Annotated in this window: 15 protein-coding genes and 1 riboswitch; of the genes, 6 read left to right on the forward strand and 9 right to left on the reverse strand. The window is 71.7% G+C overall.

Going from position 1 to position 18,824, the window contains the following annotated elements; genetic code table 11:
• The first annotated feature begins 123 nt into the window (after positions 1 to 123).
• Together HMPREF2863_RS10615 and HMPREF2863_RS10620 are read left to right on the forward strand one after the other, a co-directional pair.
• Positions 124 to 738, forward strand: a complete 615-nt coding sequence (locus HMPREF2863_RS10615; RefSeq protein WP_070640035.1) for a hypothetical protein — start codon at positions 124 to 126, stop codon at positions 736 to 738.
• A gap of 75 nt (positions 739 to 813) precedes the next feature.
• Positions 814 to 1,149 (forward strand): hypothetical protein, encoded by a 336-nt coding sequence (locus HMPREF2863_RS10620; RefSeq protein WP_070640038.1) that lies wholly within the window; start codon positions 814 to 816, stop codon positions 1,147 to 1,149.
• A 189-nt stretch (positions 1,150 to 1,338) separates the two neighbouring features.
• On the opposite strand, the gene HMPREF2863_RS12105 is transcribed toward HMPREF2863_RS10620, so the two are convergent.
• From HMPREF2863_RS12105 to HMPREF2863_RS10655, 8 genes are all read right to left on the reverse strand, one after another.
• Positions 1,339 to 1,491, reverse strand: coding sequence for a hypothetical protein (locus tag HMPREF2863_RS12105; RefSeq protein ID WP_157531272.1), 153 nt, complete (start codon positions 1,489 to 1,491; stop codon positions 1,339 to 1,341).
• 169 nt (positions 1,492 to 1,660) lie between these two features.
• Positions 1,661 to 2,425 (reverse strand): MerR family transcriptional regulator, encoded by a 765-nt coding sequence (locus HMPREF2863_RS10625; protein WP_209279945.1) that lies wholly within the window; start codon positions 2,423 to 2,425, stop codon positions 1,661 to 1,663.
• A 16-nt stretch (positions 2,426 to 2,441) separates the two neighbouring features.
• Entirely contained in the window at positions 2,442 to 3,347 is a 906-nt protein-coding gene (locus HMPREF2863_RS10630; RefSeq protein ID WP_070640268.1) for a DUF2268 domain-containing putative Zn-dependent protease, read from the reverse strand.
• Positions 3,348 to 3,519: 172 nt separating this feature from the next.
• Entirely contained in the window at positions 3,520 to 4,872 is a 1,353-nt protein-coding gene (locus HMPREF2863_RS10635) for an RNase H family protein (protein WP_070640045.1), read from the reverse strand.
• A 167-nt stretch (positions 4,873 to 5,039) separates the two neighbouring features.
• Positions 5,040 to 5,588: a TetR family transcriptional regulator gene (locus tag HMPREF2863_RS10640; protein ID WP_070640053.1), complete on the reverse strand. Its 549-nt coding sequence runs from the start codon at positions 5,586 to 5,588 to the stop codon at positions 5,040 to 5,042.
• 172 nt (positions 5,589 to 5,760) lie between these two features.
• A complete protein-coding gene (locus HMPREF2863_RS10645; protein WP_246828886.1) occupies positions 5,761 to 6,474 on the reverse strand; it encodes an ABC transporter ATP-binding protein in 714 nt (237 codons plus the stop codon).
• Positions 6,468 to 8,162, reverse strand: coding sequence for an ABC transporter permease (locus HMPREF2863_RS10650; protein WP_067189748.1), 1,695 nt, complete (start codon positions 8,160 to 8,162; stop codon positions 6,468 to 6,470). Before HMPREF2863_RS10650 ends, HMPREF2863_RS10645 begins: the two co-directional genes overlap by 7 nt.
• A 10-nt stretch (positions 8,163 to 8,172) precedes the next feature.
• Positions 8,173 to 9,240, reverse strand: a complete 1,068-nt coding sequence (locus tag HMPREF2863_RS10655) for a thiamine ABC transporter substrate-binding protein (RefSeq protein ID WP_067189688.1) — start codon at positions 9,238 to 9,240, stop codon at positions 8,173 to 8,175.
• A gap of 71 nt (positions 9,241 to 9,311) precedes the next feature.
• Positions 9,312 to 9,420, reverse strand: a riboswitch (TPP riboswitch).
• Positions 9,421 to 9,571: 151 nt separating this feature from the next.
• On the opposite strand from HMPREF2863_RS10655, the gene HMPREF2863_RS10660 reads away from it, so the two are divergent.
• The 3 genes from HMPREF2863_RS10660 (at position 9,572) to HMPREF2863_RS10670 (ending at position 13,150) form a co-directional block, all read left to right on the forward strand.
• Entirely contained in the window at positions 9,572 to 11,125 is a 1,554-nt protein-coding gene (locus tag HMPREF2863_RS10660; protein ID WP_246828887.1) for an AI-2E family transporter, read from the forward strand.
• A 107-nt stretch (positions 11,126 to 11,232) separates the two neighbouring features.
• Positions 11,233 to 12,624 (forward strand): MFS transporter, encoded by a 1,392-nt coding sequence (locus HMPREF2863_RS10665; RefSeq protein ID WP_246828888.1) that lies wholly within the window; start codon positions 11,233 to 11,235, stop codon positions 12,622 to 12,624.
• A gap of 10 nt (positions 12,625 to 12,634) precedes the next feature.
• A complete protein-coding gene (locus tag HMPREF2863_RS10670) occupies positions 12,635 to 13,150 on the forward strand; it encodes a hypothetical protein (protein ID WP_083315383.1) in 516 nt (171 codons plus the stop codon).
• A 332-nt stretch (positions 13,151 to 13,482) separates the two neighbouring features.
• On the opposite strand, the gene HMPREF2863_RS10675 is transcribed toward HMPREF2863_RS10670, so the two are convergent.
• A complete protein-coding gene (locus HMPREF2863_RS10675) occupies positions 13,483 to 14,424 on the reverse strand; it encodes a PDDEXK family nuclease (RefSeq protein ID WP_070640058.1) in 942 nt (313 codons plus the stop codon).
• A gap of 542 nt (positions 14,425 to 14,966) precedes the next feature.
• Here HMPREF2863_RS10675 and HMPREF2863_RS10680 point away from each other — a divergent pair.
• Complete coding sequence (locus tag HMPREF2863_RS10680) at positions 14,967 to 18,650, forward strand: bifunctional proline dehydrogenase/L-glutamate gamma-semialdehyde dehydrogenase (RefSeq protein ID WP_070640061.1); 3,684 nt, start codon at positions 14,967 to 14,969, stop codon at positions 18,648 to 18,650.
• The last annotated feature ends 174 nt before the right edge of the window (positions 18,651 to 18,824 follow it).

Below are 18,824 nucleotides of genomic sequence, written 5' to 3' on the forward strand. Positions count from 1 at the left end.
CTGCGGAGACGCTCCTCCGGCCTCACTGGCCCCTGCATGTGTCAACAACGTCATGCCCTCCTACATCTAGGATCGAGGTGTCCGAGCCCTGGACGCCCGCTGTGTGCCCCGAGGAGGCCTGCCATGACGAGCCCGATGACCGAACAGCAGTGGACCGACAAGTTCACCGCGGACCACGGCCGCGAGCCCACCCTGTCCGAGTACCGGGCCGCGAAGTCCGCCGGCGAGTTCAGCGAGCCCGCAGCGACGGCCGCACCAGGCACGGCCTTCCCCAACCGCCTCCGAGGCATGCCGGCCGTCTACGCGTACCTCCCGCTCATCCTCGCCGGCCTCGGCTTCTTCGCCCTCCTCAGCCTGTTCCTGCCCGTCCTCACCGCGCTGGGGGAGAGCGCCAACTGGTTCTCCACCGGCTTGAAGGAAGAGGGATACCTGCTGCTGGTGTCCTTCCTCCTGCTCATCGGCGCCGGGGTCCTGCTCTGGTTCAAGCGCGTCACCTGGGTGCGCATGACCACCGGCGGCCTCGCCGTGCTCGTCGGCATCTTCGCGACCGTGGACGGCTTCGCCAACATCAACCACTTCAGCAACACCCCGTGGGTCAGCCCCGGCACCGGTCTGTACATGATCGGTCTGCTCGGCCTGGCCATGATCGCCGGAGGCGTCCTGTGCTTCCTGCCGGCCGCCGAACGGCACCTCGGGCAGGGACAGCAGCGCCACGCCGTCACCCAGCCCATCGCCTGACCGCAGCCGGTCGAACCCGGTGACCTCACCGGCGGCGGCGAGCGGCCGCCGTCGGGAAACGCAGGAGGGGAACCCATGACGCAGGACGACCACCACACCACGGCCGAGGAGTGGGAGCGGCTCAAAGCCGAGCAGGCCCGCCAGGACGCCGGCCGGAGGAAGAACCGCGGCGCGGGCACCCGGCCCCGGAGCCTCGGACGGGACCTCTGGGACTGGATCTGCGGCTGGGGGCTCGGCATCCTCGGCATCGTGGTGATCCTCTTCGGCGCCGCCACCATCTCCAACACCCTGAACGGCAAGGGGCTCGTCTCCTCGGACGCCGGCAGCTACGCGATCAGCGGTGCGGCCATCGCCGTGGGGCTGTGGTGCGCGCTCGCTGCGTTCCGGCGGTGGAGCCGCTCCGGGTTCTGAGTCCGTACTTCGCCGCGCCCGGCCGTCAGCCGATCCCGAGCCGTGCGCGCTCGGCGGTTCCGGACACAACACGCCCCCGCCGGCCACACCCACCACGGTGGGCTGACCGACGGGGGCGAGTGCCGTCGTCGGGCATCACCGGCGGGGAGGCCAGCGCCAGGAGACGCTGCGCCGCCGCGCCCGGAGAGTTCAGCGGCCGCGGCCACCCAACAGCCGGCGCCAGCTGATGCCGACGCCGCGGTTGGAGACGTTGAAGATGCCGAAGCGGCGGCCGACGCGCGGGCCTCCACGGCCGACGGAGGCGGTGGTGTTCTTGCCGATGCGCTTGCCGATGCGGAACATGCTTGGGTCCTTTCGTTCGAAGAATGCCTTCGAGTCGCCCACGCTACGGGCAGGCCGTCCCGACTGGCCACCCGTGGGCGGCCGTCGGGCGGGAGGAAGCACGGAGGGGCTGCCGGTTCGAACGGGCCGTGTCAGGCCGGGCGGCGTGACGTCGGATCCTGGACGAGCGTCAGGCTGGGCTGACGTGGATCCGCAGTGCTCGGGCCGCGAACTCGGCGGCTTCGGGGCCTCCGAAGGCGGGATGGAAGTCCGGATCGGTGACGTAGAGGTCCGCCACGCCGAGCACCATGGCAGTCGCGTTGGTCGGGTCGTCGGCGCAGGTGGGAGTGCCGGGGACCTGGGCGAACCATGCGACATGCGCGGCGGCGTGGGCCTGCGCCTCGGGGCTCGACGGCCCCAGGCCGGCTGCGTGCAGCTCGCCCCAGCGAGCAAGCAGCTGCTCAGCATCGGCCTCGAACTGCTGCTGCTGGGTCAGCGTCTTGGCGTGCCACCACCGGTGGGAGACGTCGAAAGCCTCCTGGCCCCAGCGGGAGACCACCTCAGCCTCATAACGGTCGTTGAAACCCTCGAGCAGCATATCCATGCGGGGTCGGCGCCCCTGGCGACGCATCGCGATGGTGTGCTCGACCGATGCGATGCGCCGGTCCAGCGCCTCACGATCCCGGCGGAGCTGGACGAGGTGCGTCTCCAGGGCTGCCACCTCGTCGGCCTGATCGTGTTCGGAGTCGAGAACGGCGGCGATCTCGTTGAGCGGCAGCCCGGCATCGCGCAGCAGCAGGATGCGTTGGAGGCGGGCCACGGCAGTCTGACCGTAGTAGCGATAGCCGTTGGCGCCGATCCGGTCAGGGTGCAGCAGGCCGATCTGATGGTAATGCCGCAGGGTTCGGCCGCTGATCCCGGCACGCTGCGCCAGCTGCTGGACGGTCCACTCCACCACGACCCGCCTTCCCTCACTGTCCATTCGTTGTCAGCCCCAACTGTGGCAGGGCCACGGCCACGACGTCGGCTGCGGGGACCGTCACGCACTCGGCCGCACTGCGACCCGTCGCGGACAGGTAGGCCTCGGCGATACGGGCGCCCGCCGCATAGCCCGCTCCGGTGGGCAGGCCGACCGGGGTTCCGCCGAACAAACGTGCGCTGGCATCCCCCAGCACCCAAGCGCCGAAGTCCTGCATCCCGGTCACCTCCAGCCCCTCCACGACGCGCGCGAGGACCGCGTCGCTGGTGCGGGTCTGGTCGCTGACGAAGTGAGTGAGTCCCCGCGTGCCGTAGGCCTCGGCGGCGAACAGGTCCGCCAGCCCCTCGGCCACCACGTGCTCACCGACGGTGACGGTCCTCGGATCCCACACCACACCACCGGGCGAGTAGCGCACGTTGTGGTGGAGCTCGTGCAGGGCGATGGCCTCCAGGCGGTCCAGCACCTCCGACGACGGCCAGACGGTGATCGCGATGAAGCCGCTGATCCCGCCTGAGGCCGACAACCCGCGGACCTCGTCCATGAAGTGCTTGTTGTCAGGGTCGCCCAGGACGAGCAGCACCCGAAGGTCAGGCATGCGCATGGTCGGATTGGCTGCTGACAGACGCTCCAACCCGTCCCGTACAGCACGCTCGACCCGGCCCCACGCATCGGCTTCCTCCAAGGCCCTCAGGCCTTCGACGACCTGGTCAAGTGAGGTTTCCGGTCCGAAACCGAAGTTCTGGGCATGCACCTGGGCCAGGTCCGGCCCACCCGGGATGAAGAAGTACATTCCTGCCATCGGCGCCCACAGATCACGGGCCGCCTCGTTCCACTCGTCAGGCTGGGCGTGGGCCAGGCGCTGCATGCCGACGAGGCTGTCGATCATCGAGACTGTCATGCACTCGACCGTAAACATTGACGCGACGGCAAGGTCAATCCCGGCTTTGAGCAGCGTCTCCGGTGCAGTGCACACGACGTTTTCCCGAACGAAAGCGCATCGGGACGCGACGGTTTTCCGAACGAAAGCGCGGCGGGACGCGACGGTTTCCCGAACGAAAGTGACAAGGGGGTCAGTCGGGCAGGTCGACCTCGTGGCAGCCCTCGTGGCCGATCGGCCCGCCCTCCCATGCGCGGGCGATGCGGTCCAGGCGCTGGACCTGCTCGTCGTGGCCGGTGCCGGCGAGAGTGTTGCGGGCGATCGACCGGGCCAGGGCGTCCGCCAGCTCGTTGCCATGATGGCCCACGTGCCCCTTGATCCAGCGCACCTTCACGGACTTGCCCAGCGAACAGATGTACTCCCGGATCTCCAGCAGGTGGCGAAGGGACTTGCGTACCCGGTCGCCGCGGGCACCGCCCAGCGTCAGCGGCTCGTTCACGGCGTCCCGCAGCAGGGCCAGTGCCGCCCGGGAATCAGAGTGCATCACCACGGGTCCGTCCTGCCGCCCCGCCCATGCGGCCACTACATAGCCCAGCAGCAGCGCGTCCAGTTCGGACTCCACGGGCCGGGTGGCGCCGGGCACGGTGCGGGCCGCCCACACTCCGGGCTCGGCCGTCGCCGCCGCGCCGCCGATGCGGGCCCCGCGCAGGGTGGCGCCGTCCACGAAGACGTCCGTCACCTCCGCGGGGGTGCGGCGGTCCATGTTGTGCAGCAGCTCCGGGGCCACGCGCTGCAGATAGCGCTGCACCCGCCGCCACTCGGCACGGTCCGCGGCAGTCCCCGTGGGGGTCACCGTGCTCGGGGCGTCGTCGAGACGGATGCGCAGGGAACCGAGCTCCATCACCGCGTCCGGGACGATCTCCGGCAGCAGATAGGACGAGCGCTGGGTGCCGTCAGCGGACTCGTCCAGGCGGTAGCCCACCACGTTCAGCCCCGGCGGCCCGACGGCCTCCAGCAGCCGGAGGGTCTCGGCGTCCTCGTCCGACCGCTTGTGCACGATCACCGGGTCTTGCGGATCCTGGTCCGCCAGCGCGTGCTCCCAGAAGCGGTGCAGCTCGGTGACCGGGACCATGCCGACGTACACCTCGCCGCGCTCGTCGTCCCCGAGCTCGTCCAGCACCAGGGCCCGCGTGATGTACACGATGCCTCCGCGCACCGAGAACAGGTCCAGCCGGCAACACGGGCCGAACCGGACGCCCTGGAGCAGGGCGGGCGTCTGCATCACCTTCACGCCGTCCCTGCGGGTCCGCATCACCGGCGGCCGGGGACGGACGGCCGAGGGGCGGACCGGCGCCGGGGTGGTCAGGCGCACCGGCATGCCCCGGTGATCCACCTCGAGCCGGCGGGGGCGCGGCGGGACAGACCGGGCGGCGGGGCCGAGGAACGCGAGCGCGGGGTCGAGCAGCGCACCCTGCGAGACGGCGTCCGCCTCGCTGTGCAGACCCCGCACGGACTCGCGTGCGGGGTGAGTGCTGCGCTGCTCCATGGTTCCTTTCCCTGCCCGTCGGTCCTGCGTCCTTCTCCGCGTCCGTTCCCGCCGTGCGGTGCGGCGGAACCCCCTGTGCCGCACAAATGGTCAATCCTAGAGCCGCCGGAGCGGAGACCCCACAAGAAGACACCTGCTGTGCGTCCGCTGCGGCCCTTCGCGGGGTGCTAGCCCGGAGCCGCTCTCTCCGCCTGATCTGACCTGCCGCGCCGAGCGTGCGCCTGACAGTCCGGACCGAGCTCCACACCGAGGGCCGCGGCCTGCTCCCGCTGCTGCCGCAGGGCCGCGGCGCCGAGCATGCCGGCCAGCGCGCGCTCGCCGGAGCCCGGATCCGGGGCCGTCTCCACGAACATCCGATGCAGGGCCGAGCCTCCCAGCCCCAGGGCCAGGGAGGAGAGCACCACGTCCGCGCCGTCCCGGTGGCGCAGCAGGACGGCCTCGGCCGCCGAGGTCAGTTCCTCGAGGTCCTCGAGCCGATGGGCGCGGACCGTGCGCTCCACGTCCGCGACGATCCTGTCCGCCACGCGGGCCAGCAGCGTCTGCTTGTTGGGGACATGCCAGTACAGCGCCGAGGCCTGCACCCCGAGCACCCCGGCCACGCGGCGCATGGACAGGTCCCCCATGCCGAAGTCCTGCAGGATCGTGACGGCCGCGTCCACGACCTCGTCCACGGTCAGCCGACCGCGGGGGCGAGGAGCATCAGCAGCAGAGGTCACCCTGTGAACATATCCGAGCCACCCGAGGACCGGGAGGTTCGGCGGCTGAACCTTCGCTGGATGCGTAACGGGACGCAGGCGACACCGCCAGGACGCAGGCGACACCGCGGCGCCGCAGCCCGCCGGCGCCGCACCGCAGCCACCCCCGCCGACGGCCGCTGCCGGCGACGGCTCAGACCACGGTGAGGGAGCCGTCGTCGTGCAGGCGGACCACCCGGTCCGCGAGGGCGGCGGCCTCCTCGCGGTCATGGGTGACGTGCACGGCGGTGGTGCCGGTGGCCTTGAGGATCTGCCGGATGTCCGCGGCGAGGCGCTCGCGCAGGTCACGGTCCAGGGCGGAGAGCGGCTCGTCCAGCAGCAGCACCCGCGGGGACGGGGCCAGCGATCGGGCCAGGGCCACCCGCTGGGCCTGACCGCCGGAGAGGTTCTGCACGGGGCGGTCGCCGAAGGCGGCGAGGTCCACCAGCTCCAGCATCTGCGCCACCCGGTCCTGGCGTGCGGCCCGCGGCACCTTCGCGGACTCCAGGCCGTAGGCCACGTTCCGTGCCACCGAGCGGTGCGGGAACAGCTGGCCGTCCTGGAAGACCATGCCCACCCCGCGCCGGTGGGTGGGCACACCGGTGACGTCCTGGCCGTCCAGCAGGATCCGCCCGGCACTGACGCGCTCCAGGCCGGCGATGCCGCGCAGCAGAGTGGACTTGCCGGAGCCCGAGGCGCCCAGCAGCGCCACGATCTCGCCCGGGGCCAGCGTCAGGTCCACCCCGGACACCGGCGCGGTGCCGTCCGGGTAGGAGACCGTCACGTCCTCCAGCGTCAGGGCCGCACCGTGCTCCATGCCCATGCCCACGCCCATGCCCATGCCCATGCCCACGCCCATGCTCACCATGCTCCTCCCGTCCCGGCGGCGCCGCGCGGGCGCAGCCTCTCGCACACCACCATCACGGTGGCGGTGACCAGGGCCAGCACCACCGCACCGGCCAGGGCCATCCCGTAGTTCTCCGCCCCCGGACGGCCCAGCAGCTTCACCACCACGATCGGCAGTGTCTGGTAGTCCGGGCTCGCCAGGAAGCTGGTGGCCCCGAACTCGCCCAGGGACACCGCGAACGCGAAGCCCGCGGCCAGGCCCACTGCCCGCAGCAGCACCGGCCCGTCCACCGTGAGCAGCACTCGCCAGGGGCCGGCGCCGAGCGTGCCGGCGGCCTCGCGCAGCCGATGGTCCACCGCGCCGAGCACCGGCACGAGCGTGCGCACCACCAGCGGCAGCGCCACCACGGCCTGGGCCAGCGGCACCAGCGCCCCGGACTGGGCGAGCTCCCGGAACTCCAGCTGCAGGGACACCACGAATCCGAAGCCCACCGTCACCGCGGAGACGCCCAGCGGCAGCATCACCGCGCCGTCCAGCCAGCGCTGGGCCCGCCGTGCCGCGGCGGAGTGGAACGGGCGGGTCAGTAGCAGGGCCAGCGGAATGCCGGCCAGCAGGGTGAACACGGTGGCGTCCCCGGCGATCTTCACCGAGTGCTCCAGCGCCTGCAGCACCGTGGTGCCGCCGGCGAACCCGGCGCCCGAGCTCTCCGCGAGCAGCCGGTAGTTCCGCAGCCCCCAGCCCTCGCTCGAGTGGAACGAGCGGACCAGCAGCGAACCCAGCGGCAGCAGGATCAGCGTGGCCGCCAGGGCGGTGACCAGCGCCGGCGCCCAGTCACGCCGTCCCAGCGGCACCGCGTACGCGTCCCGGATGCGCAGCGCACGCACGGTCCTGGCGGAGGCGGCGGAGGACAGCCCGATGGCCGCCAGCACCACCAGCAGCTGCAGCACGGAGAACACGGCGGCCACCCGCAGGTCCAGGTAGACCGAGGTCTGCACCCAGATCTCCGTCTCCAGGGTGCCCACCCCGGGGCGGCCGAGCGTCTGGACGATCCCGAACGCCGAGCAGCAGAACAGGAACACCAGCGAGCCCGCCGAGGCGATCGCCGGGCCCAGCTGCGGCAGCGTGACCGTGCGGAACACCCGCCACGGGGACGCCCCGAGCGAGGCCGCCGCCTCCGCCTGCCGCGGGTCCAGCACGGACCACAGCCCACCGACCTGGCGCACCACCACGGACACGTTGAAGAACACCATGGCCAGCACCACCGCCGTGGTGGTCTGGTCCAGGCCGAGGAACCCGAGCGGCCCGCCCGGGGCCAGCAGGGCGCGGAAGGCCACGCCCACCACCACGGTGGGCAGCACGAACGGCACCGTCACCACGGCGCGCAGCGCGTCCCTGCCCGGGAACGTGCGCCGGTAGAGCACGAAGGCCGCCGGCAGGCCCACGGCCAGGGACAGGGCCGCGCCGGCCGCCGCCATGCCCAGGGTGTGGCCGAGGATCCGCCAGGTGCGCTCGCGGCCGAGGACCTCGCCGAAGGCGGTGAGGTCCAGGGCGCCGTCCGCGGTGACGCCCCGCAGGAACATCGCGCCGACCGGCCACAGGAAGAAGACCGCGAGGAAGGTCAGCGGCAGGACGGCGGCCAGCAGCCACCAGGCGCCCAGCCCGTCGCCGGACGGCCGGGCGCGCGGCCGCCGCTGAAGGACGGACGGCAGGCTCACGTGCTCAGCGGTCCTCGCGCAGGGCGGTGAAGTCCTTCAGCCACTGCTCGCGGTGCTCTGCCACGGCCTTCGGGTCCGGGGTGATGGGGTCCTCCGCCATCTGCGCGTTCTCCGCCCACTCCTCGGGCAGTTCGACGGACTCGTCGATCGGGTACATGTACATGGACTCCGGGAACGCCTCCTGGAACTCCTCGGACAGCATGAACTCGATGAACGCCTGGGCGCCCTCCGGGTTCTGCGCGCCCTCGACCACACCGGCGAACTCGGTCTGCGGGGTGCAGGTGCCCTCCACGTTGCCGGTGGTCGGCGCGTAGGCGGGGGAGGAGGAGTAGGAGAGCACGAGCGGGAAGTCGCCCTCGCCGTCACCGCCGGAGAAGTCGGTGTAGTAGGCGTCGGACCAGGAGGAGGCCACCTTGGTGCCGCCGTCCAGGGCCTTCGTCCACCAGTCCTGCCAGCCGTCCTCGCCCTCGGCCTCCACGGTGGCGGCCAGGAAGGCCAGGCCGGGGGAGGAGGTGACCGGGTCGGTGACCACGAGCAGCTCGGCGTACTCCGGCTTCGTGAGGTCGTCGAGTCCCTGCGGCTCGTCCATGCCCTTGTCCTCGAACCACTCGTGGTCCACGTTGACGCAGACCTGGCCCTGGTCGATCGGGATCATCTTGCCCTCCACCACGCGGTCCTTCGCCGACTCCGGCAGGCCCTCCGGCGTCACATCCGCCAGGACGCCGCCGTCCACGAGGGTGTGGGTGGAGTGGTCCTCCACGCCGTAGACGCCGTCCACGGTGGGGGAGTCCTTCGCCAGCAGCAGCTGGTTGACCACGGTGCCGGCGTCGCCGGGGGCGGTGGTCTTCAGCTCGTAGCCGGTCTCCTCGGTGAACTTCTCCAGCAGCTCCTTCGGGGGCTCGAAGGAGTCGTGGGTCATGATGGTGACCGTCTTCTTCGGGGCGTCCGAGCCCTGCTCCTCGGAGGATCCCCCGCCGGTCTGGTCCGCCACGGAGCAGGCGGACAGGGCCAGGACGGCCAGGGCGGACAGGCCGAAGGCGGCCGTGCGGGAACGGGCAGTGGTGTGGGACATCGTCTGTCTCGGCCTCCTGTGGTGCGGAGGGGCCCGGACGCCCACACCCGGACGGGGCGCGGAGCATCCGGGTTGAGAGGTTCTCGACTTCCTTCGCCGGTGCGAGCCGGAGCAGGTTCGAGGGTCTGCGCATCGGGCGCACTCTCAGCGCCCCGTGCGGGCGCTCCCCTGTCGATGTGCGCCCCACCCTACCGGCACCGGCGGTGCGGCGGGAAATGCCGGTCACGGGCCGTCGTCGGGAAGGAGACCGGGCGCGGTGCGCCCGCCATCCTGAGGCACGACGACGGCTCCCTCGCCTGGCGCGTCTGCCTCGCCCCGTACACTGCCTGACGTGAACGAGGCCACTTTCAGCGCGCGCGACGACGCGGCGCATAACCACCGCGTGCCGGGCGCATCCCACCCGGCGGGCGACCGTGCGCGTCGGCAGAGGATCCGATCCATCGAGTCCGAGTGGAACACCTCCCGCCCCCACCGGCTCTGGCCGCGGATGCTGGTGCTGGTGCTCATCGCCGCCGGCCTGGTCATCACGGTGGAGTTCGTGCAGGGCCTGTCCCAGATCATCGCCCCGGTCTTCCTCGGCCTGAACTTCGTGGTGGTGGTCTACCCGGTGCAGGCGTGGCTGACCCGCCGCGGCCTCCACCCGGTGTTCGGGGCCACCGTGTCCGTGCTGCTGGTGGCGGCGGTGTTCTGCGCGTTCGTGGGCCTGCTGTTCTGGTCCATCCTCGAGCTCGTGGACGCCCTGCCGCAGTACACCGGCGAGGTGCAGGCGCTGGTCGTGGACGTCAGCGACCAGCTGATCGCATGGGGCCTGTCCCCGGAGGCCGTCCAGCAGCAGGTGAACGGGATCGACTGGAAAGACGTCTCCGGCGCCGCGGTGTCCACGCTGACCGCCATCGCCACGAACACGTGGGCCGTGTTCGGCCTGCTGCTGACCGTGGTGATGTCCATGTTCTTCCTGGCCATGGACTCCATGGGCGTCGAGCGCCGCGTGCACCTGCTCAACACCGCCCGGGACGAACTCGGCGACGCGCTGATCGCCTTCGCTCAGGGCGTGCGCCGCTACTGGCTGGTGACCACCGTGTTCGGCCTCATCGTGGCCATCCTGGACGTGGTGGCCCTCGTGATCATCGGCGTCCCGCTGGCCCTGGTGTGGGGTGTGTTCAGCTTCCTCACCAACTACATCCCGAACATCGGCTTCGTGATCGGCCTGATCCCGCCGGCCCTGCTCGGCCTGGTGGAGGGCGGCTGGCCCGCCTTCTTCGCCGTGGTCATCAGCTACTCCGTGCTGAACTTCGTGCTGCAGTCCATCATCCAGCCGAAGGTCGCCGGAGACGCCGTGGGCGTCATCCCCACCGTCTCCTTCATCTCCCTGCTCTTCTGGGCCTGGGTCCTGGGCCCGCTCGGCGCGATCCTCGCCCTGCCCGCCACCCTCCTGGTCAAGGCGATCCTCATCGACGCGGACCCGCACGCCAGGTGGCTCAACGTGTTCATCGCCGCGGACCTGAAGGGCATGGAGCGGTTCCACCTGCCGAAGCTGCTGCAGCGGCGGCAGAAGGAGCAGAAGGCGAAGGACAAGGCCGTGGCGGAGGCCGCGGAGAAGGAGCGCGTGGCCGCCACCGACGGTGCCGAGGGGCAGGCGCACCCGGAGAAGGAGCGCGTGGCCGCGCAGGCGGAGGAGCACCGCGTGGACGCGCAGAAGGACTGGATGGCCGCCGAGCAGGAGGCCGTGGCCTCCTCGCCCGACACCCCCGTGCAGCCGGTCGCCGAGGGTGTGGCTCCCGCCGAGACCGACGCCGCCACCCACGCCGATCTGCGCCGGGGCACCGAGCTCGAGGACCACGTCATCCGGGACGTGGACGACGACCCCGGTGCCCGCAAAGGCTGAACCGCTCCGTGCGCGCTGAACGGAACCGGGCGGAGAGCCAGAAGCCTGCGGCCCCTCGAACGGAGCCTCGTCGGGAGGATGCTCGGCAGGCGGATGCTGGCCGGGAGGTGGTCTGCCGGGAGGATGCCCGGCGGGCGGATGCCGGCCGGGAGGATGCTCGGCAGTCCGGTGCCGGTGCCGCCGGACGGCGCCGCGGTGGGGGACTGCTGTTCGTCCTGGTCAGCATCATGGCGGCCGGACCGCTGCTGAACTACGGCGTCTCCGCCTCCTCCGCCCTGGTGGTCGAGCGCCTCGGCATCGACGACGGCCTGCTCGGCACCATCGTCTCAGTCGTGTTCGTCTCGGCCGCCGTCACCTCGCTCTGGCTCGGCCGCCTGGCAGACCGGCTGTCCGTCCGCGCCCAGGTGGCGATCGTCTACGGCGGCTCCGCCCTGGCCCTCGTGGTGGCTGCCTTCGCCCAGCAGTACGCCCTGCTCCTCGTGGCCGCCGCCCTCGTGGGCCCGACCCAGGCGATCGCCAACCCGACCACCAACCGCATCATCCTGGCCGAGGCCCCACCGGGGCGGAAGACCAGCTGGATCGGAGTGAAGCAGTCCGGCGTGCAGGCCTCCCAGCTGTTCGCCGGACTGTTCTTCCCGGCCGTGGCCCTGGCCTTCGGCTGGACCGGTGCCGCCCTTGGCGCGGCCTGCGTGGCGCTGCTGCTGTGGGTCATCGCCGAGGTCGTCCTCGGCCGCGCCGCGGATGCCGCCCCGTCGGAAGGCGTGGCCTCCGGGAGGAAGGTGAGGGGCCGCCGTCGCCAAGGGCGTCCGGACGCCGCGGAGAAGGCGAGGGCACAAGACGCGGTGAAGGCGACGACGTCGGCGGCGGGCCGGGGAACGACGCGCGCCGCGGAGCGGCTGCCGGCCGAAGTGTGGCTGACGGCGGCGATCGCGTTCCTGAACGGCCTCGGCACGCAGAGCACCAACGTGTACCTGGCGCTGTTCGCGGTGCGCGAGGTCGGCTTCGGCGTGACCGCCGCAGGCATGGCGGTGGCCGTGGCGGGCGTGGTCGGGGTGGTGTCCCGCGTGATGTGGGGACGGCGCATGGACGCCGGGGGCCGGCCGACCACGCTGCTGATGATCATCGGGCTCGGGGCGATCGGCTCCACCGTGCTGCTCGTGCTGGCCGGCACGCTGCACCAGCCGGCCCTCGTGTGGGCGGCCGCGGCCATGCACGGCATCTCCGCGCTCGGCACGAACGTGGTGCTCAACGCCTTCCTGCTGACCCTCGTGCCGCGGGAGCGGATCGGCGCCGCCTCCGGCGTGAACTCCATGGGCATGTTCGCCGGGTTCTCGCTCGGGCCGATCGTCATGGGCGCCGTGCTCGGGGCCACCGGACACTTCACGGTCGGCTGGTGGGTCATGGGCGGGCTCTACGCGTGCGGGATCCTCGTGGTGCTGGTGCTGCGGGCCTGCGTGGGCGGCCGGCCTGAGACCCGGGGGCCTGTGTGGCAGGCGTAGGATTCCGGGCATGAGCGCAGAGTCCCTCACCCGGCCCGGTGTCCGCCGCCTGTTCGAGGACACGGCCGGCGGACCGCGCGGCGGACGTGCGGTTCTGCTGCTGGTCCCGGGCCTGTGGCTGGGCCTGCTCACCGGCATCTCTCTGATCGAGGCGCCGCTGAAGTTCACCGCACCGGGCATCACCATCCCACTGGGCCTGGGCATCGGCCGCCGCGTGTTCCTCGCCATGAACATCGTGGAGTTCGTGCTCGCCGTGCTCCTGGTGGTGGCCCTGCTGAAGACCGCAGGGCGCCCGGCGCGCCGCCCGCTCTGGGGTTGGACCGCCGGGATCCTGACGGTCTATGCCGTGAAGGTGCTCGTCATCCGGCCGATCCTCAACGTGCGGACCGACGCCGTCCTCGCCGGCCAGTCCGCAGGTGGGTCCATGACGCATCTGTTCTACATCGCCGCGGACGGGGCCCTCATCGTCCTGCTGATCGCCCTGGCCGTGACTGCCGTCCGGGGCCTGCTGCCGGCCGAACGCTGACCCGGTGAACGCCGATCCGGTGAACGTTGACCCGGTGAACGCTCACCCGGCGCACGCCGATTCGCCGAACCAGAAGGTCTGGCTACTTCACGAGCCGTCAAACTGGCCGTTTGTTCTGGTTCGCCGAACCGGAGGACATGGTTTGGTGTGCCGAGCCAGAAGAAATGGTTGGTTGGCGGCGGCCTGAAGTGGCCGTTTGTTCTGGTTCGCCGTGGCGGACTCTCTGGGTCGTCGTGGCATCCCCAGCACGCTCAGGGGCGATGACCGGAGCGGCCTGCGGTCGGAGCGGCCGACGACCGGAGCGGTCGGCGAACGGTGCCGGGCGGCGAGGCTCAGGCGCCTCGACTGGCGAACGCCGCGGCCAGGTCCGCCATGAGCGCCAGACTTCCGTCCTTGGTCAGTGCCGAGCCGGCGACGCGGATGACGATCCATCCCTCCGCCTGCATCCGGCGGTCGCGGTCGATGTCCTTGCGGAACTGCTCTTGGCCCCGGTGGTGGTCACCGTCGTACTGGATGCAGATCTTGAGTTCTTCCCAGGCGAGGTCAGGACGCACCAGGCGTCCGTCCGTGAGACGAATCACCGGGTTCACCGCAGGCTCGGGGAACCCGTGGTCCACGGCCATGAGACGGACGCGGGTCTCGGGGATCGAGTCGACGCCGGAGCGCACCGACTCCCATGCTTCTCTCGCGAGACGGACGCCGCGTCGGCCGCGGCGATCGGTCATCGCCTGAAGGACGTCGGAGGGTTCGGCGAGTGGGAACTCGAAGCGGGACTTCTCGGCGCCGGGGCCGTCTGCGCGCTGGCGCAGGCTGTCGCCACAGGCCACCAGGTCGTCGAGGAGCCGGGTCTGTCCTGCCAGGTCGACCCAGGTGTGCGCCGGCGAAGTCAGCCGTATGCCGTCGACCTCGGTGATGCCGGCAGTGCTCTTCAACTCGTGACCCTTCACCCCGATGCGGCGCGGGGTCCCGCCGTCGTCGCGGTGCCGAGAGAGATGGATGTCGTCATTGCGCGGCTCCAACGTGCCTGGCAGCCACATGCCCCAGAGGGCGGCCGCTGTCCAGTGGGTGGCGATCGATCCGGGGGAGAGCCGCTGCAGGAGCCGGACCTGGTCTGCGAAGCTCGGCGGGGAGTCTGTGCGGGAGCGAACACCCCAGTAGGGGCTGACGAGGTCGCCGGCGCGGAGCCGGTTGCGGCGGATGTCGAGCGAGGTGGCCTCGGCGACGGTGAACAGGGACGGCAGCGAGGCAGGCAAAGGGGTGGAGAGCATCGGCATGTGGCCAGCGTGGTTCGAGGCCGCTGTGCTGTGGGCGTCGCAGGGACATTCTGTGGAGGGAACCGGTAGGTCGGTCCGCTGTGGAGGAGAGGAAACGGTTCGTGGTCCGTGATGAGGGCGAGTCGTGGACCGTGATGAGGGCGAGGACGGCGTGCGCGTGCTGCGTGTGCCGGTGGCGCGCTGCGAACGCTGAGACGGCATGGCTCGCCGCGCTGTGACGGCAGGCCCCACGCTCTGTGACGGTGCCTCATTGCCCTGGGCCAATGTCTCTGGCTCGGCGAACCAGAGAGTGTGGCCCCTTGGGCCTGCCTGCAAGTGACCGATTCCTCTGGCTCGGCGCACGGGGCTCGCTCCTCTGACAGCGAGCCAGAAGAAATGGCCCCTTCAGCACCCCGTGAAGTGGCCGAAGTCTCTGGCTCGGCGAACCAGAAGGAACGGCCCCTTGAACCCGCCCGCAAGTAGCCGAAGTCTCTGGCTCGGCGGTACGGGTCCCGGTGCCCACCGAATTGCCCCGTGCCGCCGGTTCCGGACACAGTGGGAGCATGACCGAGACCTTCTCCGCCCAGGACCACGACGACCTCGACCGCCTCCTCAACGCCACCGGAGGCATCCCGGACCCCGCCGACCTGCACGACGCCGCGGACGCCGCCATCGAGCAGGTCCGCACCTGGCTGACCGAGGCCCGCGGTCACAAGGCCGACTTCGCGGCTACCCAGCTCGCCGGCGCGCTCAAGGAGCCGGGCGGCCTGGACTTCATCGTGCGCTTCGTGGACCACGTGGTCCGCCCGGAGGACCCGGCCATCGCCGCCCGCGCCCTGCGCGAGCTCGCCCAGGAGTCGCCGCAGTTCCTGCCGCCGGCCCTCAAGGCGGTGTTCGGCGTCGGCGGACGCGTGGCCCCGCTGGTCCCGCACGTCGCGGTGCCCACCGCCCGCCGCGTGCTGCGCCAGATGGTCTCCCACCTGATCGTGGACGCCCGGGACAAGCAGCTCACCAAGGCCATCGCCTCCCTGCGGGACGAGAAGACCCACCTGAACATCAACCTGCTCGGCGAGGCCATCCTCGGCAAGGGCGAGGCCGACCGCCGCCTCGAGGGCATCGCCGACCTCGTCCGCCGTGACGACGTGGACTACGTGTCCGTGAAGGTCTCCGCCGCCACCGCCCCGCACGCCCCCTACGCGTTCGACGAGGCCGTGCAGGAGATCACCGAGCGGCTCACCCCGCTGTACCTGTTGGCGAAGGAGAAGAAGACCTTCATCAACCTGGACATGGAGGAGTACCGCGACCTCGACCTCACGCTGAACGTCTTCACCGAGCTGCTCTCCCAGCCCGAGCTGAAGGACTACCCGGCCGGCATCGTGCTGCAGGCCTACCTGCCGGACGCCCTCGCCGCGATGATCCGCCTGCAGGAGTGGTCCGCCCGCCGCGTCGCCGACGGCGGCGCCCCGGTCAAGGTCCGCGTGGTCAAGGGTGCGAACCTGCCGATGGAGCAGATGCAGGCGTCCCTGATGGGCTGGTCCCTCGCCACGGTGCCCTCCAAGCAGGAGGCGGACACCAACTACAAGCGCGTCCTGAACTACGCCCTCACCAAGGAGCACGTGGAGAACGTGCGCATCGGCGTGGCCGGGCACAACCTCTTCGACGTGGCCCTGGCCCACCAGCTGGTCAAGCGCCGCGGCCTGTCCACCGAACAGCCCAGCGGTGTGGCGGAGGCCGGCGGCATCCCGCCGGAGGTCGAGTTCGAGATGCTCCTGGGCATGGCCACCGGCCAGGCCGAGGCGGTCAAGAAGGACGTCGGCTCTCTGCTGCTCTACACCCCGGTGGTGAAGCCCGGCGAGTTCGACGTGGCCATCTCCTACCTGGTCCGCCGCCTGGAGGAGGGCGCCTCCTCCGAGAACTTCATGTCCGCCGTGTTCGACCTGGACTCGGACCCGGAGCTGTTCGAGCGCGAGAAGCACCGTTTCCTCGCCTCCCTCGAACAGATGGACACCGAGGTCCCGGTGCCCTCCCGCGGCCAGGACCGCTCCCGCCACATCGATGGGGACACCCCCGCCCCCGTGGACGGCTTCGCCAACACCCCGGACACGGACCCGTCCCTGCCGGGCAACCGCGCCTGGGCCCGCCGGATCCTCGAGGCCATCCCGCACTCCACCCTCGGCACCGAGGCCGTGGACGCCCACCGCGTCACCACCGCCTCCGGCGCCGAGGACGCCATCGCCCGCGCGGAGAAGGCGGGCAACGCCTGGCGGAAGCTGACCGGCGAGCAGCGCGCCGAGGCCCTCGACTCCGTGGGCCGTGCCCTGCACGCCGCCCGCGCCCGCTTGCTCGAGGTCGCCGGCTCTGAGACCGGCAAGGCCCTGGACCAGGGCGACCCCGAGGTTTCCGAGGCCGTGGACTTCGCCCACTACTACGCCCGCCTCGCCCGCGGCCTGGACCAGGTCGAGGGCGCCCGCGCGATCCCCGTGAAGCTCACGCTGGTCATCCCGCCGTGGAACTTCCCGGTGGCCATCCCGGTCGGCGGCGTCATGGCCGCCCTGGGCGCCGGCTCCCCGGTGGTCTTCAAGCCCGCCCCGCAGTCCGAGCGCACCGGCGCCGTGGCCTGGGAGCACATCATCGAGGGCCTGCGCGCCTCCGAGGCGTTCGCGGTCGACGGCCCCATGGCCGGCATCGACCCCGAGGACCTCGTCCGCCTGGTCACCATGGCCGACGAGGACGAGAAGGAGGTCGGCACCGCGCTGGTCACCCACCCGTCCGTGGAGCGCCTCATCCTCACCGGCGGCTACGAGACCGCCCAGCTGTTCAAGTCCATGCGCCCGGACCTGGACCTGCTGGCCGAGACCTCCGGCAAGAACGCCCTGATCGTCACCCCGTCCGCGGACCTCGACCTGGCCACCGATGACGTGGTGAACTCCGCGTTCGGCCACGCCGGCCAGAAGTGCTCCGCCTCCTCCCTGGTGGTGCTCGTCGGCTCGGTGGCCACCTCCGAGCGCTTCCACCGCCAGCTCCTGGACGCGGCGCGCTCCCTGCACGTGGCCTACCCGGACGACGCCCGCGCCCAGATGGGCCCGGTCATCGAGGAGCCGGGGGAGAAGCTGCGCCGCGGCCTCACCCGGCTCGAGCCCGGCGAGTCCTGGGCCCTGCAGCCGAAGCAGCTGGACGAGTCCGGCCGGCTGTGGAGCCCGGGCATCCGCTACGGCGTGAAGCCGGGCAGCCACTCCCACCTCACCGAGTTCTTCGGCCCGCACCTGTCCGTGATGACGGCCAAGGACCTGGAGGAGGCCGTGGAGATCGTCAACGCCGTGGACTTCGGCCTCACCTCGGGCCTGCACTCGCTGGACCCGGACGAGATCGACTACTGGCTGCGGCACGTCCGCGCCGGCAACCTCTACGTCAACCGCGGCATCACCGGCGCCATCGTGCGCCGCCAGCCGTTCGGCGGCTGGAAGCGCTCCGTGGTGGGCGCCACCACCAAGGCCGGCGGCCCGCACTACCTCCACGGCCTCGTGCACTGGGAGGACGCCCCGACCTGGCTGACCAACCCGGAGTCCTCCTCCGGCGCCGACGGCGAGCCGAACGTGGACCCGTCCTGGCTGCACACCGCCCAGAAGCTGGACGAGCAGACCTGGACCACCGTCTTCGGCCCGGACCAGGACATCTCCGCGCTGCGTGCCGAGCGCAACGTGCTGCGCCACGTGCCGACCCCGGTGCTGGTGCGCTGGGAGCACGGCCCCGCCGAGCACCTGCTGCGCGTGGTCTCCGCCGGCCTGCGCGCCGGCGCCCCGATGACCGTCTCCATCAACCCGGTCCCGTCCACCGAGGAGGGCGACGCCTCGAACATCTCCTCCGAGGGAGTCCGCGGCCAGGTGGAGCAGCTGCGCCGCGAGTTCCAGGGCACCGAGCTCGGGGCCCCGGTGGACATCCACGTGGAGCCCACGGGCGAGTTCCACCGCCGGGCACAGCAGCTCGCGGGGGTCCCGCCGACCGCCGAGGGCGGCGGCGACGCCCGCATCCGCCTCATCTCGGACTGGGTCGGCGACCGTGCCGGCGCGCTGGCGGCCAAGCGTGCCCTCCAGCACGCGCTGGGCGGCACCCCGGACGTGGCCGTCTACGCCGGCCCGGTGGTCTCCGCCGGCGAGGTGGAGCTGCTGCCGTTCGTGCACGAGCAGGCGATCTCCATCACCGCCCACCGCTTCGGCACCCCGGACCACCTCACGGACGGGATCCTCTGATCCGCACGGATGATCCGGCCGGCCGCGGGCCGTCTCCCTCCCGGGAGGCGGCCCGCGGCGGGTCTCGGGGCGCCTGCGGTGCTGCCTGCTCTCCGCCCTGCGGCGGGCCGGGATGAGCTCGCGGCTCGGGGCGCCTGCGGTGCCGCCCGTGCCGCGTCCGGGGGACTGCCGGCG

The sequence above is a fragment of the Micrococcus sp. HMSC067E09 genome, assembly GCF_001812555.1.
Lineage (GTDB): Bacteria > Actinomycetota > Actinomycetes > Actinomycetales > Micrococcaceae > Micrococcus > Micrococcus lylae.